Annotated in this window: 15 protein-coding genes and 1 pseudogene; 9 read left to right on the forward strand and 7 right to left on the reverse strand. The window is 57.8% G+C overall.

Features of this window, described 5'->3' with window-relative positions:
• Positions 1-31: 31 nt before the first annotated feature.
• Entirely contained in the window at positions 32-958 is a 927-nt protein-coding gene (locus tag ABXH05_RS13985; protein ID WP_353561580.1) for a VOC family protein, read from the reverse strand.
• An 81-nt stretch (positions 959-1,039) separates the two neighbouring features.
• Between ABXH05_RS13985 and ABXH05_RS13990 the strand changes: the two genes are divergently transcribed.
• From ABXH05_RS13990 to ABXH05_RS14000, 3 genes are read left to right on the forward strand one after another with little or no spacing between them, the layout of a single operon-like run.
• Positions 1,040-1,690 carry a TetR/AcrR family transcriptional regulator gene (locus tag ABXH05_RS13990; RefSeq protein ID WP_353561582.1) on the forward strand — a complete coding sequence of 217 codons (651 nt, stop codon included), beginning with the start codon at positions 1,040-1,042 and terminating at the stop codon, positions 1,688-1,690.
• Positions 1,691-1,722: 32 nt separating this feature from the next.
• The gene (locus tag ABXH05_RS13995; protein ID WP_353561584.1) at positions 1,723-3,447 is read left to right on the forward strand and encodes a sulfatase family protein; all 1,725 of its coding nucleotides are present in this window, start codon (positions 1,723-1,725) and stop codon (positions 3,445-3,447) included.
• Between the two features lie 21 nt (positions 3,448-3,468).
• Positions 3,469-4,482, forward strand: coding sequence for a glutathione S-transferase family protein (locus ABXH05_RS14000; RefSeq protein WP_353561586.1), 1,014 nt, complete (start codon positions 3,469-3,471; stop codon positions 4,480-4,482).
• Between the two features lie 78 nt (positions 4,483-4,560).
• Here ABXH05_RS14000 and ABXH05_RS14005 read toward each other — a convergent pair.
• Both ABXH05_RS14005 and ABXH05_RS14010 read right to left on the reverse strand, forming a co-directional pair.
• Positions 4,561-4,791: pseudogene (locus tag ABXH05_RS14005) on the reverse strand (CatB-related O-acetyltransferase); the annotation flags it as partial.
• Between the two features lie 287 nt (positions 4,792-5,078).
• Positions 5,079-5,972: a glycosyltransferase family 2 protein gene (locus ABXH05_RS14010; RefSeq protein ID WP_353561588.1), complete on the reverse strand. Its 894-nt coding sequence runs from the start codon at positions 5,970-5,972 to the stop codon at positions 5,079-5,081.
• A gap of 102 nt (positions 5,973-6,074) precedes the next feature.
• Here ABXH05_RS14010 and ABXH05_RS14015 point away from each other — a divergent pair, with 102 nt between their 5' ends.
• On the forward strand, positions 6,075-6,815 hold the full coding sequence (locus ABXH05_RS14015; protein WP_353561590.1) for an enoyl-CoA hydratase/isomerase family protein: 741 nt from the start codon (positions 6,075-6,077) through the stop codon (positions 6,813-6,815).
• Between the two features lies 1 nt (position 6,816).
• Here the strand turns inward: ABXH05_RS14015 and ABXH05_RS14020 are convergent, their stop codons facing one another.
• The 4 genes from ABXH05_RS14020 to ABXH05_RS14035 form a co-directional block, all read right to left on the reverse strand.
• Entirely contained in the window at positions 6,817-7,671 is an 855-nt protein-coding gene (locus ABXH05_RS14020) for a crotonase/enoyl-CoA hydratase family protein (protein WP_353561592.1), read from the reverse strand.
• Positions 7,672-7,737: 66 nt separating this feature from the next.
• Positions 7,738-8,979, reverse strand: coding sequence for an acetyl-CoA C-acetyltransferase (locus ABXH05_RS14025; protein ID WP_353561594.1), 1,242 nt, complete (start codon positions 8,977-8,979; stop codon positions 7,738-7,740).
• A 145-nt stretch (positions 8,980-9,124) separates the two neighbouring features.
• Positions 9,125-10,303 carry a saccharopine dehydrogenase family protein gene (locus ABXH05_RS14030; RefSeq protein WP_353561596.1) on the reverse strand — a complete coding sequence of 393 codons (1,179 nt, stop codon included), beginning with the start codon at positions 10,301-10,303 and terminating at the stop codon, positions 9,125-9,127.
• Between the two features lie 101 nt (positions 10,304-10,404).
• Positions 10,405-10,947, reverse strand: a complete 543-nt coding sequence (locus ABXH05_RS14035; protein WP_353561598.1) for a tellurite resistance TerB family protein — start codon at positions 10,945-10,947, stop codon at positions 10,405-10,407.
• Between the two features lie 258 nt (positions 10,948-11,205).
• Here ABXH05_RS14035 and ABXH05_RS14040 point away from each other — a divergent pair, with 258 nt between their 5' ends.
• From ABXH05_RS14040 to ABXH05_RS14060, 5 genes are all read left to right on the forward strand, one after another.
• On the forward strand, positions 11,206-13,560 hold the full coding sequence (locus tag ABXH05_RS14040) for an efflux RND transporter permease subunit (RefSeq protein ID WP_353561600.1): 2,355 nt from the start codon (positions 11,206-11,208) through the stop codon (positions 13,558-13,560).
• 151 nt (positions 13,561-13,711) lie between these two features.
• On the forward strand, positions 13,712-14,908 hold the full coding sequence (locus tag ABXH05_RS14045) for a class I SAM-dependent methyltransferase (protein WP_353561602.1): 1,197 nt from the start codon (positions 13,712-13,714) through the stop codon (positions 14,906-14,908).
• 192 nt (positions 14,909-15,100) lie between these two features.
• A complete protein-coding gene (locus tag ABXH05_RS14050; RefSeq protein WP_353561604.1) occupies positions 15,101-15,661 on the forward strand; it encodes a PadR family transcriptional regulator in 561 nt (186 codons plus the stop codon).
• 87 nt (positions 15,662-15,748) lie between these two features.
• Positions 15,749-16,855 carry an efflux RND transporter periplasmic adaptor subunit gene (locus tag ABXH05_RS14055; RefSeq protein WP_353561606.1) on the forward strand — a complete coding sequence of 369 codons (1,107 nt, stop codon included), beginning with the start codon at positions 15,749-15,751 and terminating at the stop codon, positions 16,853-16,855.
• Positions 16,852-20,052 (forward strand): efflux RND transporter permease subunit, encoded by a 3,201-nt coding sequence (locus ABXH05_RS14060; protein ID WP_353561608.1) that lies wholly within the window; start codon positions 16,852-16,854, stop codon positions 20,050-20,052. The genes ABXH05_RS14055 and ABXH05_RS14060 overlap by 4 nt, the downstream gene beginning before the upstream one ends.

Genomic DNA, 20,052 nt, shown 5'->3' on the forward strand with positions numbered 1-20,052 from the left:
GTATCCTTGAATTGAAATTGAAATAGGGGTGTCAGGAGCCAAGCGTGGGCGGCGGCGGCGGCCCCCACTGGACACCAAGCAATGTGTCTATGCCCTGCATGTTGGGTGGCGTGTCACTGGTGAAGAGATCACCGTCGGTCCAGTGCTCCACGGTGTGGCCCCATGGATCGCGCCAGTAATCAAAAATCTGACTGCCGAGGAAATGACGCCCGACACCCCACTCATGGGTGTAGCCCCTGGCTTCCAGATGGCTGTTGCCGGCCATCAGATCATCCACATTGGCCACTTCAAAGGCTGCATGGTTGAAGCCGGCAGTGCCGGTTCCCAGCAAGAACAATGTGTGGTGGTCGACGGGCTTCTCGCCCTGATCGCAGCGCATGAACGCGCCAATGGACATGTCTTTTTCGATTTCGATTTCGTCTGACGTAACCAGACCAAAGCGTTCCTTGTACCAGGCCTCGCTCTGGCGGAAATCGACGACATTGAGCACGCAATGGCCAAGACGCATAACCTGCGCCGGGCCTTCGCCCGAACGCAGCGGCACGTCAACGCGCTGGCTATCGGTCGCTTTGTTGTCCGGCGTGTTGCGCCGTACGGGCAAAGCTGGAACCAGCTCGCGGTCAGCCACGACTTCGACCTTGTGACCATTGGGGTCCACAAATCGGACGCGCTTGCCGCCGCCGGGCTCGGTGATGTCTTCAACCGGGCTGGCACCTTCCATGGCGGCCAGAACCTCAAGGTCCGCCACGCTATCTGTCAGAAATGCTATTCCCGCGAAGCCTGCCTCTCCCTTGTGGGTTACATGCACGAAAGGGTCGCTGCCGGCACCGCGCATATACAGCGCGTCATCCGTTCGAGACGCCCTCACCAACCCGAAATCAGACAGGAAGGTTTCCATCTGATCCAGGTCCGGCGCCTGAAACCGGACGAATGCAACATCAGACACTCGAATACCCATCACGACCTCCAATAAACTTGTTATGTGTCGAACTTAGTGGTATTATTTTTGTTATTCAACAAGTTTATTGGAGTTGATCGCGTGCCAGTATCCGAAATTGTTCCCGCAAAGTCAGATTCACCCCGCCGCCGCGCCCCACAAAAGCGGGCAGAAGAAACGCGCGAACTGCTGCTGGATGCAGGTACCGAGCTCTTCTCGTCCATCGGCTTTGACGGCGTATCCGTGCGAACGATTGAAAGCCATGCGGGGGTTCAGCGTGGGCTGGTCGCCTACCACTTCGACACGAAGGAGGCCTTCTGGAAGCAGGTAGTGGATGGGGTGTTTGCCCAACTCGTCGAACGATTTTCTCAGGTGATCGACCTGATGGAATCACTGCCCCTACGGGAACGGTTGAAGCTGTATGTGACCATGTTTGTGCGCTTCAGCGCCGAAGTACCGCAGCTCAATCGGCTGATGGTTCAGGAAGGCAAAGCACCTTCCTGGCGCATGGACTACATCGCTGAAAAATACATCATCCCAATGCAGGCAGACACGTCAAAAGCGCTGGGTGTCGATATCGACCCGCACGGGTTCTACCTGCTGGTCGGCGCGGGCGCTTTTGTGTTTTCCGTTGAGCACGAATGCAAAAAGGTTTTCGGGATTGATCCGCGCTCAGATGAATTCATCACCGAGCATGCCGCCATCGTGGCCGACGTCATGGCCAGCCGCCTGGAAGCGGTTGCGTCCAAATAGTCCAGACAAAAATGCCCTGGGGAGATGACATATTGAAGAACATTTCACGCAGAACTGCGCTTATAGGTGCCGGTGCGATTGCGGCTGCCTACGGGGCATATCGTATCGCGCGGCCCGGAAACGCAGGACGACCAAGAGTAGCACTTGATACGCCATCCGGGCGCAGGCCGAATATTCTGCTGATCCTCACCGACCAGGAACGCGCCCGACATCTGATCCCGAGTGAAATCTCCCTGCCCCACCATGATCGCCTGATGGCTGGAAGCACCGTCTTCCGCAATGCCAGCACCGTTAGCAATCTGTGTTCAATGGCACGCGGCATCGTGTACTCCGGGCTGCACCCACAGCAAAACGGTCTGTGGGAAAACACTCCCCTTCCCTATTCCGGCGGTTTCCGCAAAGACATCCCTACCTTGGGGACGATGATGCAAGACGCGGGGTATACGACCGGGTATTTCGGCAAGTGGCACCTCAGTCATTTTGGTGTCGATGATGCAGTTGGTCCACGGACAATAGCCTCAACATTCGGCGGCTTTGGTTTTGAGCATACAGACCAGGACCGCGAGCGTGACGGAGCACAGCATGGCTGGAAGTATGACCCACTGAGCGCTGCCAGTGCAGCCAGCTTCATGGCAGAGCAAAAAAGTGGCGACAAACCATGGTTCGCCGCGGTGAATTTCGTCAATCCGCATGACATCATGTTCTTCAAGACGAGCGAGCATCAGCAGCAGAGCCGTCTGAACGAGTTTCCAGACGTTATTCTCCCAGCTCCTGAAGACCCGCTTTATGCGAAGGATTGGGGAATTGATCTGCCGGATACATTTGGTGACGCCACGCTGGAAGGCAAACCGCCCGCACATCGCGAGATGCAGAAAGTCATGGGGTTGGCTTTGGGCGAGATCCCCCTTGATCGAACCGACTACTGGCGCGCCTACAACAACTATTACTTCAACTGTCTCGCCGACATGGATCGCAGCCTTGGCTCTGTTCTCGATGCCCTCGAGGCAACCGACCAGGAGCAGGACACCATTGTAATTTACCTGGCGGATCATGGTGAGATGGCTGGTGTTCACGGGTTGCGTGAAAAAGGCGGCAATGTCTATCGAGAAAACCAGAACATTCCATTCTTCATCCGGCATCCTGAAGTGCAAGGAGGCAGGGAGGTTCAGGCTCTAGCGTCGCAGTTGGACGTCGTGCCAACCCTTCTGTCATTTGCAGGCATTGACGCCACCACCCGCCAGGAGATGTACCCGCTTCTCTCAGGTCATGACCTTTCACCCGCCCTGACAGCGAGCGGCATTGCTGTGGCGGATGGCCCCCGCACAGGGACACTCATGCAGTGGACCAGCCTGGTTCACATGTCGGAAAAAAGCGTCCGCAATTTTGCCGCAGTGCAGAACGCCGCAGGTCCCTTTGCCAAGTTCAACGCCATGGACCTTCGAGAGTTCTTCGGAGGATTCAAAAATCGCGGCCATATGCGGGGGATTGCTGACGGTCGTTACAAGTTCGCGCGATACTTTTCGCCATTTGAACACCATCAGCCCACCACCCTGGCTGATCTGTCCGCCAGCAACGACCTTGAGCTCTATGACACGCTCACCGACCCCGCTGAAGCCGTGAACCTCGCCAATGATCTGCAACGATATGAGGACACCATTCTTGGCCTGAACAGTCAGATGAATGCTCTCATTGCAGATGAGATCGGCATAGATGACGGGTCCTACCTGCCTGGCCCCTCCTCAATCTGGACCGCATAGCGGCTTATCTGGAAACACGCCATGACACCCTTCACCATTAGTCTCTCGGCACTGGCCACATTACTGTTGATATGGTTTCTGATTGAAAAGTCACGCCGCCGCACACACCCGGTCACAGGTGGGCTGCAAGAGAACATAACCCTGCCGCATACGGATGAGTTTGAGCTTTATGCCAATGCCTTTTCGCATTGTTCCCGCAAGACGCGACTTGTCATGGCGGAAGCGGGCGTGCCTTACAATTATCACCAGATCGATCTGATCGAGACCGGCAAGTACGAAACGATTGGGGCGGCGTATCTGAAAGTGAACCCTTCGGGTCTGGTGCCAACGCTCGTGCACAATGGCCACCCGATTTATGAATCGGACGACATTCTGGCCTATGTGGCGGATCATGCAGCGCCCGGTGCGGCTTCACTGGTTCCAACAGATGCGGCGGATCGCGCGGAGATGGATCGCTGGCTTGAGAGTGGTGTCATCTCAAGTGATGACCCGATGGCAAACATGCAGACGCAGGCGGGCAGCTGCATTCCCGGACTGACTTTTCCGGTCTTCGTCACCGCCATCCGCTACGTTCCCTTGCGACGGATTTTGGTCGGTTTCCTGTTTCATCCTGACAAGAAACGGCCAGCTTTCTTCACTGCGTCACGCATTTTCGGCCTGCGGACCATGCTGTCGCAGAAGCCACTTCAGAAGATGATGCATGCCAGCCGCGATCACATGCGCAGGCACCTGGCTCACCTGGCGCAGAAGCTTGAAAGTACAGAGGGCCCGTGGATTCTTGGCGAGCAGTACACGTTGGCGGATGTCACCTGGTCCTGCATTCTGCTGCGCGTTGATGAGACCGGGTGGCTTGACCATTTTTTGCAGGATGCGGACCTGGCTCCGATCCGGACCTATTACAGCGCACTGAAGAACCGGGATAGCTGGAGAGCGGCCATCACCGACAAGGGTCATCCGATTGTCGAGAAGGCTGAAGCCGATCTGAAACAGGCGATCGCCACGGATAGCAAGGTCGCCGAGGCGCTGTACGGCTAGGGCAAAAAGTCAGCGTTGTGCGTTCGTGGCAGCTTCAATGAAGGCATCTACCGGCCCGTAGAAAGGCACGCGCAGTTTTTCAAGATCCGCGTCTGTCCAGTCCCACCATCTGAGACTGAGCAACGCCGCAATCTGCGTGTCGTCGAACCGCTTGCGGATTTCGCGTGCAGGATTGCCGCCGACGATCGCGTAAGGCTCTACATCCTTGGTGACCACCGCACCGGCTGCCACAATGGCACCGTCAGCAATCGTCACACCTGACATGATGATGGCGCGCGCACCTATCCACACGTCATTGCCAATGGTGATGCCACCCTTGGTGACCGCATCCTGATTTGGCTTGTCCGTATCCCAGATCAGGGTCTTGAACGGGTATGTGCTGGGCAGATCAATGGGGTGATCCGCCTTTGAGAAAAACAGCACGTCCGGCCCGATGGAACAAAACGCTCCCACCTTGAGGGGAGCTTCCATGGAGGCTCCGGCGACCATTCGCCGCGCCAGACCATAGGAATGGCGGCCGATGGAGATTTCGGGGCCCAGATCAGGTTCTGATTTGGTCAGCTTACGTATTTTCCGGCGTAGCTGTTTCAAAAAGCTCATTTGCCCGCCCCTTCCAGTGACCGGAGCGCTGATACACCGCGCAGTGCGGCCCATGTGCCCGCACACCTGGCTGCGTCCCGGCGGCCCTGGAAGCCACGAAAGACCACAAAGTTGCCCAGTGCCTTTATGCCGTAGCGCAGTGTGTCTCGCAGGGCCAGGCGCGTGGCAGCCACGGTGCCATGGTATTTGCGTTCAATATGAATCCGCGACCAGGCGATGTGCCAGAACTTTTCCCAATAGTACGCTGCATTGGGTCTCACCGAGCCGGAATTGAGATGTACGACGACACTGTTCGGCACAACGATGAGGCTGTGTCCGGCGCGGCGGATGCGCATGCACATGTCGTCATCCTCGAAATAGAGAAAGACGTCCGGATCGTAGAAACCGATTTCCTTCAGCACGTCCATGCGCACGAGGTTGACCGCGCCTGAGATGAACTCGACGCAGATATCGCCATCGGGCGGCAGTTCGCCATCGCGCTTGCCGAACAGATGCCGCCGCCACAACTCCACATCATGGCTTGGTTCAATATGCCCGTCCCCGGCCTTGTGGACCGGCCCGAACATTGCCGCATCGGGATATTTGTCCGCTGCATCGATGAGTGCCTGAATGGCGTCCTCGCTCAGCACAGAATCCGGATTTGCAAGCAGGGCCAGCTCCGTTTCAACGGCGTCTAGTCCCCTACTAGCGCCGCGACCATAGCCCTGCCCTATCTCGTTGCGCAGGACCGTCGCATCGGGGCGCTTGGCGGACACGATGTCCAGCGTATCGTCGCTCGACGCGTTATCCACCACCACCAGCCGCACGTCACGGGGCAGACTGTCCAGCAATCCACCGATTACCAGCCCGCCATTATGTGTGACGGTTACGACTGTCAGCCTTGTGTGCATACTGGGTCCGAATAGCGAGATTTACAGATTGCTGGGATAGCTTACGGCTGCGCTGCGCACAACCATAGGCCCCAACCCGGCAGGTGACGAGGGAGACGATACATGGGTGACCTGGTTCTGCGTGCGGACGACAAAGGTGTTGCGACACTGACGATCAACCGGCCTGACAAGCTGAATGCGCTGAATGTGCCTGTGTTTCAGGAACTCGAAGCACATGTGGCTGACATTGAAGCATCGCAGGATAGCGTTGGCTGTGTCGTTGTGCGTGGCGCGGGACGTTGTTTTTCTGCCGGTCATGACCTTGGGGACATTGCGACAGGTGAAAAGCTGCCGCGCCCCAACTATCAGCCGCTGGTGATTGAACGTCTGGCGAACCTGCCGCAGCCGGTTATCAGTGCCGTCCACAGTCATTGCTACACGGGTGCCCTGGAATTGGCTTTGGCGGGCGACATTGTGCTGGCGAGCGAGAACGCCAAGTTTGCTGACACCCATGCGAAATGGTCGTTGACGCCTGTGTGGGGCATGAGCCAGAGATTGCCGCGGCGCGTGGGCAAGACCAAGGCTGCTGAAATGATGCTGACCGCCCAGACCTACTCAGGACGCCAGGCGGAAGCCATGGGACTGGCCAATGTGTGTTACGCCGATGACGGCTTCTATGACGATGTGGCTGCGTTCTGCGGCACGATGCTGGAGAACTCCTGGTTCTCGCTGCGGGCTCTCAAGAAGCTGCTGCGGGAGACAGATGGTCTTGATCTGTCGGCCGGGCTGGCGCACGAAATCTACAAGTCCGAGGGCGTTGGCCCGGACATGCAGGAACGGATTGCGGGCTTCGGGAAGAAGTAGGTCAGCCGGCCTTGCTGAGGGTCGGTGCACCGGCCTCGCGGGCGGGCGCATAGTTGGCGTCGCGCTTTTCCAGCTGGGACAGGACGGCTTCGATCTGATTGGCACTGCCGATGAGGGCATCCTGCTCAACGGATTCAAGCACCAGGCCTTCTTCTTCGCCTGCATAGACTGCTGCACTCAAAAGGCGCTTGGAGGCTTCGATGGCCGATGGGCTTTTTGAAGCGATCTCGCGGGCCGTGGCAAGCGCTGCGGCAAGCGGGTCGGCTTCAACGCGGGTGGCAAAGCCGTATTCCAGTGCTTCTTCGCCAGAGAAGACGCGGCCGGTATATGTCAGCTCGCGGACGATATCTTCGCGGGCGAGATGGCGCATGATCTGGGTGCCTGCCATGTCCGGCACAAGGCCCCAGCGGATTTCCATGATGGACAACTTGGTGTCCGGTGCGACGTAGCGCATATCAGCCCCAAGGATGACCTGGAAGCCACCGCCAAAGGCAACACCGTGAACGGCGGCGATTACAGGCACCGGCATTTCGCGCCAGACGCGGACCGCATATTGCGGGCGGTTGGAGATGCCGTGGGTGCGTTGCTCAAGGCGCCCTGCACCGCCTGTCGGGGCTGCTTCTTGCGGTTTGGCATCGGCCATCTTGCCGAAATTGCCCATGTCGAGACCGGCGCAGAAGGCGCGGCCTTCGCCTGAAATGACGATGCAGCGTACATCAGGATTGGCGGCCAGCTCCTGACCGCGGGTGATGAGTGCCTCGAACATGGCATCGTCCAGGGCATTCATCTTGTCAACGCGGGTGAGACGGACGTCGGCCACGCCGTTGTCAATTGATACGGAAATGCGGTCGCTCATCTGTCTGTCCTCCTGCTGACAAAAGAAAACCGGCGGTGGCTGCTGCCACCGCCGGTGAGTGTCGTCCTAGTTCATGCGCTCAACGATGATGGCCGGAGCCATGCCACCTGCAGCACACATGGTCACGAGACCATATTTCTTGTCCTGACGTTCAAGCTCATCAACCATGGTGCCGATGAGGATAGAACCGGTGGCACCGATCGGGTGACCCAGTGCCATGGCACCGCCATTCACATTGACCTTGTCGCGGTCGAGGTTGAGATCGCGAATGAACTTTTCAGCCACAACCGAGAACGCTTCGTTGATTTCGAACAGGTCGATGTCTTCGATCTTGAGACCGGCCTTATCGAGAACCTTCTTGGCGGCAGGCACGGGTGCGTTGAGCATCAGTGTCGGGCTGTCACCCATGTTTGCCATGGCAACGACGCGAGCGCGCGGCTTCAGGCCGTTCTTCTTGGCGTAGTCAGGTGACGCGAGCAGAACAGCTGCTGCCCCATCCACAACGCCCGACGAGTTACCGGCGTGGTGCACGTGGTTGATGTCGAGATCCGGGTAGACCTGCTGCACGAGCTTGCGGAAGGTCGTGCCCTTCTCGTCGAGCTCATAGTCGGCGATGCCGGCAAATGACGCCTTGAGGCCTGCAAGGCCCTCGCGGGTCGTCTGCGGACGGGGGAACTCTTCGTGGTCGAGGGCAACGGTGCCGTCCATGTTGAGGACGGGCACAAGCGCCTTGTCGAAGTGACCGTTCTTGATGGCGTTGTCGGCGCGCTGCTGGCTGACCAGTGCAAGGTCATCAACGGCTTCGCGGGAGATGCCTTCGAGCGTTGCGATGGCATCAGCGCACACACCCTGGTGCGGCTGCGGGTGCATGTCGCGCAGGTGCTCGTTGCCACTGTCGAGGAACGGGCTCATGGACTCATGACCGGGCTGACCGTTGAGGGACATCATTTCTGTGCCACCAGCGATGACCAGATCTTCCATGCCGGACATGATGTTGGCCGCAGCGATGTTCACCGTGGTGATGCCTGAGCCGCAGAAACGGTCAAGGGTCATGCCGGAGGAGCGCACGTCATAGCCTGCGTCGAGAGCGGCCATGCGACCAAGGTCACCGGCCTGCTTGCCGCGCTGGGAGGATGTGCCCCAGATGATGTCGTCAACTTCTTCGGTCTTCAGGCTGTTGCGCTCGGCAACGGCTTTGAGAACTGTTGAACCCAGATGCTGGGGATGCAGTTCCCACAGGGCGCCTTTGCCAGCCTTGCCGATCGCGCGGGGCGTGCGGCAGGCATCGATGATCCATGCTTCGCTCATTTCCTCATCCTCATGTTGGTGATCGTTTTATCGAATTTGTATGTGGTGGTGGTGTACCGGACGCAAAAGAGGGATGCGAGTCACTTCGCATCCCTCTTTCCGTTGACGTCGCGTCATCCGTGGTTTTTCACGGACGAAATTTTACCTAGGCATCCACGTCGAATGTCAGGCCGGCATTTGCCACCAGACGGTCGACCAGTTTCATGCCCATGGCCGGTGCAGATGTGTAGATGCCACCCGCTTCAACCACGTCATCCTTGGCAAGACATACAGCTGCTTCAGCGATGATTTTTGACGTCGAGCCATAGCCCGGATCACGGTCGCCGGTGACGGTGACGTTGATCTTCTTGCCGTCCTTGGCTTCGCCGATGAGAAGCACGTTGTACATGCCCTCTTCGCGTTCCTTCTTGGAAGGACCTTCGCCGGGCTTGGGGGCATCGTCGCTCATCATGGACGTGTCGCCTGCGATCATCTTGGCAACGGCTTCGCCCTGCTCGCCGGGACCTGCCATCATCATTTCGTCATAGACGAAATCTTCGCCATAGGCATGGCCAAGCAGCATGTTGGAGCGGTGCACGTTACGGGTGTTGATCGGTGCCATCACGAATGGTGCGACCCACATGCCCAGATCATCTTCGTGAACCGGCTTGTCACCGGCAGGCTGTGCTGGACCGGTGAAGCCCTCTGCCAATGCAAACGGATTGGTGAGGATCTCGATGACGGAGGGGTCTGACCCCACGCTGGCCATGGTTGCCCGGAAACTGGCAACCGTACCGCCGGAGAATGTGCCCTTCATTTCGCGCACACGTGTCTTCACGCGGGGCACAACGCCGCCGAGTGTCTTCTTGGCGTTTTCCTGAAGGAAGTAGACGCCCAGATCGAAGGGAATGGAATCAAAGCCGCATGACAGGACGATGCGTGCGCCGGACTTCTTGGCCGCTTCACCATGCTCTGCGATCATGGTGTGCATCCAGTTCACTTCGCCACACAGATCCACATAGTCGGTTCCTGCAGCAACGCAGGCAGCAACAACATCGCTGCCATAGAGCTGGTACGGACCAACGGTTGTCAGGACGACGCTGGTGCGCTCCGCCATGGACTTCAGGGATGCAGGGTCTGATGCATCAGCAACGACGAACGGCACATCTGCGGGTACGCCCATTTCGTCACGCACGGATGCGAGCTTTTCTTCGCTGCGACCGGCCATGGCCCATTTCAGGTCCTTGCCAACGCCATATTGCTTGTTGAGGTATTCAGCGACGAGGCGGCCCGTAAAGCCGGTTGCGCCGTACACAACAACGTCGAATTCCCTGTTCTTGCCCATACTCTTGAATGTCCTTTGTGACGTGCGCGTTTGTTTTAAATAGCTACGGCCGGGTCACACGCCCCCAAGCCTGCATTGTCGATAAGGTCTACGTGTTCAAATCACGATTGGTTTGCGGCGAGCTCCGGGACCCGCTTGGCGAACATGCGTTCCAGCGCATGAATTCGCTCATTTTCCGGCAGCTCCATGGCCTGGCCGATGCGCAGCAGCAGGTCAGCTTCAAGTTCATGGAGCTCACCATCGGCGTAGGCGATGTCCCAGAGATGCTCCATGACCTTGGAGCGTTCTTCGAGACCGGCTTTTTCCTTGATGGTCTTGGTGAAGAGCCAGTTCGTATAGGCTTCTTCGTGTTTCTCTTCTGCGGTGTTGAGCAATTCACTTGCCTGCTCGAGAGACATGCCGAATTCGCGCTGCATGATGGAGCAGATGCGGTCTGTTTCACTGCCTGAATAATCCGTGTCCAGACGGGCGACTTCGACCATCAGAACTGCCGCTGCAGCTTGGGTGCGGTCGAGTCCGTCCAGTGCCGACTCAGTTGTTGCACCGGATTTGCGTGCGTCTGCAATTTTTGAAAATAGACCCGCCAGTGATGACTTCTCGCCGTCCTGACCCTTAGGCCGTGCGGCAAAGAGTGACTTGATCATGTAACGCCTCCCCAGCGTTTTGATTTGGTGGGCAGGATAGACCTCCCACCCGGCGCGTAAAGCAGCCTTTTTGAGCTGTTCTTTCAACTATCGTTGCGGATGTGCGCCCCTGCTGCCATCCTAGCGTGCTGAGGGCGTTGCTCCAATGATTAGTGTATGTGATCCCTGCGGGACGCTGCGAAAATTGGCTCAGCGTGAGGGATAAGGAAGACTCAAAGATCGCCAAAGAGTGATCCAGATGTCTTCCACGGGGGATACATGATTCAGGCTATTGAAGACTTCCTGTTCGGATCACGCCGTCTGGTGCTGGTGCTGATGGCACTTTTGACCGTCGTCACAGGCTATTTCGCGGTTGCAGGCTTCAAGATGGAGGCGGGCTTTCTCAAGCAGGTGCCGCTCGAACATCCCTACGTCAAAACCTATTTCGAGTATCAAAAGGACCTGCCCGGCGCGAACCTTGTGGTCATTGGCTTGCGCAGCAAGACCGGCGATATGTGGAATGTGGACTATTTCCGCAAGCTATATCAGATCACCGAAGAAGCCCGTTACATCCCCGGCGTGGACCGGGCCCGGTTGATTTCGCTATGGACGCCTAACACCCAGATTCTGGAGATCCATGAAGAGGGTTTTGATCTGGTAGACGTGGTGCCGGGCAACGTCACTGCCGACACGATGACACAGGCGGATGTGGATTCCATCCGTGATCGCGTTCTGACCAGCGACCTGTATGGCGATCTGGTGGCGCTGGATGAAACAGCGTCGATTATTCTGCTTCAGCTGCAGGAAGCAGGAGCCGGTGACGGCGACATTTCCAGCACGGCCAATCTGGCCCTGGAAGTCGCTGACATCATGGAACAGAAGATCCGTGCGCCGTTCTCTGACGACAAAACAGACGTACTGATCATCGGCTTTCCAAAATTCATTGGTGATATTGCCGAAGGTGCAACCATTGCAGTTGCCTTCTTCGGACTGGCCTTTGTGCTGACCGGCATCGCCGTCTTCATGTATGTCCGCTCCTTCACCCTGGCTGCCCTTGCCATCGGCTCGTCGCTTGTATCGGTGGTCTGGCAATTTGGTGTCCTGGGCATGATCGGGTTTGCGCTTGATCCCCTTGCCATTCTGGTGCCGTTCCTGGTCTATGCGATTGGCGTGAGCCACGGCATGCAGCAGGTCAATTTGATTGCGACACAGATTGCCAAGGGTACGGACGGCATGGGGGCCGCGCGGGCCACCTTCAGACGACTGCTCGTGCCCGGCTCAATGGCCCTGATGACGGACCTTGTGGGCTTTGTGACCCTCTATCTCATCCCGGTGGGTGTTGTGCGGGACATTGCCATTGTCGCGACCATCGGTGTGGCGCTCAAGATCATCACCAACCTCATCATGCTTCCGCTTATCGCATCGTACATTCCGCGAGACGACAAGCAGGTGCGGCTGTTCATACGTGCCCGAGCCCAACGTGAGCGGCTGATGAGCTACATTGCGAAGATCGCCCAGCCGCGACCTGCTGCGATCGTCACGGCCATGATGTTTGTTGCCATCGGGCTGGCCTACATGGTCAGCCGCGAACGGCATGTGGGCGACATTACGCCGGGCGCCTCCGAGCTGCGGGCTCAGTCCAAATACAATCAGGATACGGCCTATATCGCGACTGCACTGAGTGTGCCCACGGATGTTCTGATCATCATCCTCGAGACTCAGCCGGATGGCTGTATCGACCCCGCCGCCATGAACTATGCCGACAGGTTCTCGCTTTATATGGGTGGCGTTCCCGGTGTTGTGTCCGTTGATTCATTGCCCTTTGCAGCACGCTACTTCCAGTCCATCGGCGCGGAAGGGAACCTCAAATGGCGCGAGCTGCCGCCTACGTCGCGTCAGCTCATCGGTGCGACCGCACCTGTGCCGACGACCACAGGTCTGTTGAATGACCGATGCACCATTCTGCCGATCATCGCCTACATGCAGGACCATAAGGCGACCACCATCGAGACAGTGGTTGCTGCGGTTGAGGCCTATGAGGACATCAACCCGAGCGAGATCGTCAATATCCGTCTGGGCATGGGTGGCGTAGGCATTATTGCCGCTACCAACGAGGTCATTGAGGAAAGCGAAGCGCCGCTGATCTTGTATGTGTTTGCGACCATCATTGTTCTGGTGTTCCTGGCCTACTGGGACTGGCGCGCGGTCATCTGCTGTTGCATGCCACTGCTTCTGGCGACGTTCCTGGGCTATGTCTTCATGGTGGTGCTGGGCATCGGGCTTAAAGTCACCACCCTGCCCGTGCTGGTTCTGGGGACGGGCATCGGGGTGGACTACGCCTTCTACCTCTACAGCCAGATCAAATATTACCAGCGTCAGGGGCTTGGCCTTGCGGATGCCTATGAGGGCGCCCTCCTCTCGACCGGCATGGCAGTTGTCTACACCGCCATCATGCTGGCGGTCGGTGTGGCCACCTGGGTGCTTTCGCCGCTCAAGTTCCAGGCTGACATGGGGGCACTGCTGGCCTTCATGTTCCTGATGAACATGGTCGCTGCCATTATTGGGCTTCCGGCCTTTGCTGCGGTGCTGGAAAGACTGGCACCGCCGCGTGGATCACGGCCTGCTCTAGCGTAGGATAACTGCGGCCCGCGGACGCTAAGTTCCCGTATTAGTTGAGCTTTAACCAGTTTGTGCACTTTATAGTGCAGTTATGGCTTTAGCTTGGCTGGCATAGAATCGGGAAATGGCGAATTTAGCGACCATTAGCAGGACTGACCTTGAGGCGATGGGGAGAAAAGAATTCCTCCTTTCGCTGCAAAGCATGTCGCCTGAAGCCATCAAGCGTTTCAAAAGCATGCGCAAGCTCCCGGATGAGCACACACAAACCCTCGAAAGCTATCTCGTTACCGTCACGCGACCGGAAGTACGCTCTGGTGTGGCCAAAAAGCAGGCCCCACGAAAACCCGCCAAGCGCTCTGCTCCGTCGAAACCGCCAAAGAAAGCGAAGACCAAAGCTGCCGCGGATGACAATTATGTACCGTTCCCGGATCGCTTTAAGGCGTGGTGGAACGGCACCGAGTTGCCACAGGACAAAGACGCCGCCATTCACACAAAGCAGCACGCACCCACATCGGCGACCAAGGCAGAAGCGGCTGAAGATGTGCCTGCCACCGCACAGGCGGCTGAAGATGTACCTGCCGCTGCACCGAATGTAGATAGCGAGTGGCTGGAGAAAATTCGTGCCCGCATATGGGGTGAAGATTTTGCACTTCCCGGCGGCGACGGTGTGATCATGAACATGGCCAAAGCCGTTGACCTGAAAGCCGGCGACCATGCGGCAGACATTCTGCCCGGCTGTCTTGGTCCAGGACGTGCGCTGGCAGAAGCCTTTGAAACGCCGATCACGTGCTTCTTCCCGCCAAGCGACATTGAACGCTACGCGGCAGAAGAGAAGCCGGATTTCAACATGTCGGTGCTGGACCCTGAAGATCCTGACTTTGGAATCCGTGTCTTTGACAAGCTGTTTTGCCGCGAGGTCCTGTGCTTCCTCCCGCGCCGTGAGAATTTTCTAGCAAAGGCCGCAGCGGGACTGCGAGGCGGCGGGAATTTCGTGTTCAACGACGTGGTCATGATGAACGATGCCGAAGACTGTGCGGCAGTCAAAACATGGCGCGCGGCTGAACCGGAAAAACCGATCATGAACACCATGGCGGAATACACCCGGCAGCTCACAGCGGCACGGCTGGAAACGAAGTCCACGGCAAATGTCAGCAAGTCATATGTGGCTCTCGTGGAGGCCGACTGGCGCCGCCTGATGGAGAGCCTTGAGACAGACCCGCTTCCTCCTGAAGGCGTCGACGCGCTGATGGAAGAAGGCCGCCGCTGGCAGGCTCGCATTGCGGCCCTCAAGACGGGCCAGATCGCTATTGTGCGGTTTGTGACATCACTGCGGACGATCAGAAGTCTTAGCGGTCCCGCCTAGGGCCCGATTGGAGCGGCCAGACGCTCTTTATTGCGCCGAAATAGCGAAAAAACGCCTCAACCTGCCCAGCCATGCAATCCAAATAGGGGTGTCGTGCGTAAAGCCCCCTTGCAGACCGGTATATATCGAACCTATATACCGATTATTCACGCGCTCCCTTGCGTAAAGCGGGCTTTTGGAAGCAAAGACGCCATGGATGTTCGTACTATGTGCCTTGGATTGCTCGCCTTTGGCGATGCATCGGGCTACGAGATCAAAAAAGAGTTCGAGCAGGGCCCCTCGCGCCACTTCATGGATGCGAGCTTTGGCTCGATTTACCCTGCGCTGACAAAAATGACCGACGAGGGCCTTTTGGCCTGCCGTACGGAGCCGCAGGAAAAACGCCCGGACAAAAAGGTCTATTCGCTCACGGCGGATGGCTGGAATGCCCTTGATGCGGCGATCAAACAGCCTGTGAGCCAGGACAAGATCAAATCCGACTTCTCATTTGTCATGATGTTTGCTGACCGGCTGCCCCGGTCGCGGGTGGCTGACCTGATTGACCGACAGATCGAAGGCTCTCGCGAAGGCATTCGCGAGTTTGAAGAATCAGACGCGCCACTCGACAGTGCCGGTGTTTCCTTTGTCCGCCGATATGGCCTTGCCATGCGCAAGGCGCATATCGATTTTCTCGAGCGCAACAGGCACTTCATTGAAGCTGGTGCCCAGGATGATCCGGTTGAGGAAGAGCCGGTCCCGGAGCCGGTTTCATAAACCCAGACCACAGCATTTCCACTTGATGCGCAAAACCGCGCACCGACCCCTTTATTGACCACGAAGACCGCCAGGACCTAACGCCAGATGACCATCAAGAGAAGCTACGTATTGGCAACCGCTATCGCAATTATTCTTGCGGTCTGGATCCTGTCCGGCCAGTTCGGGACCGTTGAGGGGGAGGCCGGTTCGGAAGAAACCGCGGCAGCCACCGAAGGTGATGTCCTTGCTGAGAGCCAGGATGTGCAGACGGTGCGGGCGCGGGTTTTTGAATCTCAGCCGGTGCGCCGTGACATCGTCATTCGCGGACGGACAGAACCCGTGCGTGCCGTTGAAGTGCGTGCTGAAACGTCCGGATCGGTAACAAAACTACCTGTTGAAAAGGGCGAATATGTTTCCAAGGGCGACCTGCTGTGCGGGCTGTCCATCAACGCCCGCGGCGCCCGTCTTGCGGAAGCAAAAGCCCTGCGTGAGCAGCGCTGGTTGCAGTATGACGCCTCGCAGAAGCTGGCCGCCAAGGGCCACCGCTCGGAGACGCAGGCTGCCGCAGACAAGGCCGGATATGACGCCGCTGTGGCGCAGGTGCGCCAGATGGAAGTGGAGATGAGCTACACGCGCATCAAAGCACCGTTTGATGGCGTGCTGGACAATCGCTTTGTTGAAATCGGCGACTTCCTGTCCGTCAGCCAGCCCTGCGCCACCGTGGTCGATCTTGATCCGATCCTCGTGGTCGGTCAGGTGTCCGAACGCGACGTGGACAAGCTCTCCATGGGCAGTGTCGGCCAGGCGCGGTTGATCTCCGGCCAGATGCTTGAAGGCGTCGTTCGCTTTATTGCAAAGACCGCCGAGCAGGAAACACGCACCTTCCGCGTCGAGCTGGCGGTTCCCAACAAGGACAACACGCTGCCTGCGGGGATCACGGCTGAAATCATCGTGGCGGCGGAAGCCGTGACGGCACATTTGATGTCGCCGGCGTTCCTGGTCCTCAACGACAAGGGTGCCATCGGCGTTCGCATGGTTGGTGCGGATAAGATTGCGCGCTTCCAGGAAGTTTCGGTTCTTGAAGACAGCAATGACGGTGTGTGGGTCGGCGGCCTTCCCGAGAAGGCAACGATCATCACTGTTGGTCAGGAATTCGTGCGCGACGGGCAACCCGTCGAGGTCACGATGGAAAATGATGGGGCACAATCATGAACCCGCTTGTTGCAGCATCGGTAGGGCGAACACGCACCGTTCTGACGACGATGGTGTTGCTGGTCCTTGCCGGGATCACGTCATATCTGTCGATTCCCAAGGAAGCTGACCCGGACATCGCCATTCCGTTTTTCTTTGTGTCTATCCCCTATCCAGGCATTTCACCGGAAGACGGGGAACGTCTGCTTGTGAAGCCAATGGAGACAGAACTTCGGACACTTGAGGGCCTTGAAGAAATCCAGGCGTTTGCCTCGCAGGGGTTTGCCGGCATCATTCTCGAGTTTGATGTCTCCTTCGACAAGGATCAGGCGCTGCAGGAAGTCCGCGAAAAGGTTGACCTGGCGCGGGCGGAGATCCCGACCGAAGCCGAAGAACCGATTATCACGGAGTTCAATGCCAGCCTGTTCCCGGTTCTGGTGGTTGCGCTGTCGGGGGACGTTCCTGAGCGTGCCCTGCTTCAACGCGCGCGCAAACTGCAGGATGCCATTGAGGCTGTTCCGACCGTTCTTGAGGCCAAACTTGTGGGCGACCGCGAAGAGCTTCTTGAGGTGGTTATCGATCCTGTGAAGCTTGAATCCTATGACGTATCGCAGCGCGAACTCATCAATGCGGTGTCACTGAATAACCAGTTGGTCGCCGCCGGTGCGCTTGATACGGGCCAGGGCCGCTTTAACGTCAAAGTGCCGGGACTTTTTGAGAACCGCGAAGACGTGATGGGCCTCGCCGTCAAGTCGTCTGGCGAAGGCGTTGTGACGCTCGATGATATTGCGGACATCCGCCGCACGTTCAAGGATGCGGACAGCTTTGCGCGGTTCAATGGTGGCCCTGCCATCGTCATTGAGGTGACGAAGCGGCTTGGCTCGAACATCATCAACACCAACAATGCGGTGCGGGCGATCGTTGAGGAAGAAACAGCGCGATGGCCTAAAGACATCAAGATTTCCTACACTCAGGATCAGTCGTCGTGGATCTATCGCTCGATCAACTCCCTTGAAGCTTCCATCATCACCGCGATCAGCCTTGTGATGATCGTGGTGGTTGCAGCGCTTGGCATGCGCTCTGCCATCCTCGTCGGCGTGGCCATTCCCACATCCTTCCTGATCGGCTTTTTCCTTCTGGCGTTATCTGGCCTCACCTTGAACATGATGGTGATGTTCGGCCTGCTGCTGGCTGTGGGCATGCTGGTGGACGGCGCCATCGTGATTGTTGAGTTCGCGGATCGAAAAATGGCCGAGGGGGTAGACCGTGTAGAGGCCTATGTCTCGGCCTCATCGCGAATGTTCTGGCCCATTATCTCGTCCACCGCGACAACACTGGCAGCGTTCCTGCCGATGTTGCTGTGGCCGGGCGTGAGCGGGCAGTTCATGTCATACCTTCCCCTTACCCTGATCTTCGTGCTCATTGCCTCTTTGATCACGGCCCTCATTTTCCTGCCGGTTCTTGGCTCCATTTTTGGTAAGGCGGAAGCGGCCAATCAGGCAACTCTGCGCAGTCTGTCCGGTGCGGAAACAGGCGACGTGCTGGCCCTTGAGGGGATCACAGGTACGTATGTGCGCCTGCTCAACACGCTCATCAAACGCCCCTTCCAGGTGATTGGTGGCACTTTGAGTGTGCTGGTGGGCATCTTCTTCCTGTATGGCTCGTTCAACAACGGCGTCGAGTTCTTTGTGAACACTGAGCCTGAACAAGCTGCCATTCTGGTGAGTGCCCGGGGCAATCTCTCGGCGGAAGAAATGCTGCTGCTCGTCAATGAAGTCGAGAGCATTGTGCTCGATGTATCCGGTGTTGCGTCTGCGTTCGCGCAGACGGGTCCCGGACAAGGTGGCCCGGGTCAGGGTGGCGATGCACCTGCTGACATGATTGGCCGCATTTCCATTGAGTTGGCGCCTTATGAAGAACGGCGACCCGGCGCGATCATTCTTGATGAAATCCGCGACCGCACGATGAACCTTCCGGGCATCAATGTGGAAGTGCGCAAGCGTGAAGACGGTCCACCGACGGGCAAGGACGTGCAGATCCAGCTCTCTTCGCGTGACCCGGTTGCCCTGCGTGCCATGACCGAGAAGGTCAGGGATCATTTCGCCAACAATGTTGCGGACCTGATCGACATTGAAGATTCACTGCCTCTGCCGGGCATTGAGTGGGTGCTGAAGATCGACCGCGAACAGGCAGGCCGGTTTGGTGCCGACGTAGCGGCCATCGGTGCCACGGTTCAGATGGTCACCAATGGTATTCTGGTTGGGACCTATCGCCCGGACGATGCGGACGACGAGGTGGACATCCGTGCGCGTTTCCCTGTCTCCGACCGGTCCATTGACCAGTTGGATCAGCTGCGCCTGAGGACGCCTAATGGTCTGGTGCCGCTTTCCAACTTCATTACCCGCGAGCCGGCGCGGCAGGTGAATGAAATCACCCGCATCGACGGCATTCAGGTCATGGACGTGAAAGCCAATACAACCAACGGCGTGCTGGCCGATGACAAGGTAACTGAACTCAAGGCTTGGATTGCCAACGAGGCCAATATTGACCCGCGGGTCAATGTGCGGTTCCGCGGTGCTGACGAGAACCAGGCTGAATCGGCAGCCTTCCTAGGCAATGCGATGATTGCAGCCCTGTTCTTGATGTTCATCATCCTGCTGACGCAGTTCAATTCGTTCTACCACTCGGTGCTGACACTCTCCGCCGTGATCATGTCCACCATGGGCGTGCTGCTTGGCATGGTGATTACCGGACATACGTTCTCGGTCATCATGACGGGCACAGGCATCGTGGCTTTGGCCGGGATTGTGGTGAACAACAACATTGTGCTCATCGATACGTTCCAGGGCCTGCTGGCACGGGGCATGGACCCGGTTGAAGCTGTGCTGCGCACCGCAGGCCAGCGTCTGCGGCCGGTGTTGCTGACCACGATCACGACGATCTGCGGTTTGCTCCCCATGGCCACCCAGATCAATGTGGGCTTCTTTGACCGAAGCGTCACCTATGGCGGCCCTGTTGCTGTGTGGTGGGTTCAGTTGTCCACGGCGATCATCTCAGGCCTGAGCTTTGCGACCCTGCTGACGCTGGTGGTGACACCGGTGATGCTGGCCGCGCCGACGGTAATCCGTCAAAGCTCATTGAACATCCGCGAGACGGTTGAGAACCTGCTGCGCCGCCGCTCACTGCGTGACCGGCGATATGGCGGAGCGGCCGAGTAA

Origin of the sequence: Pyruvatibacter sp. HU-CL02332, assembly GCF_040362765.1 — a bacterium.
Lineage (GTDB): Bacteria > Pseudomonadota > Alphaproteobacteria > CGMCC-115125 > CGMCC-115125 > Pyruvatibacter.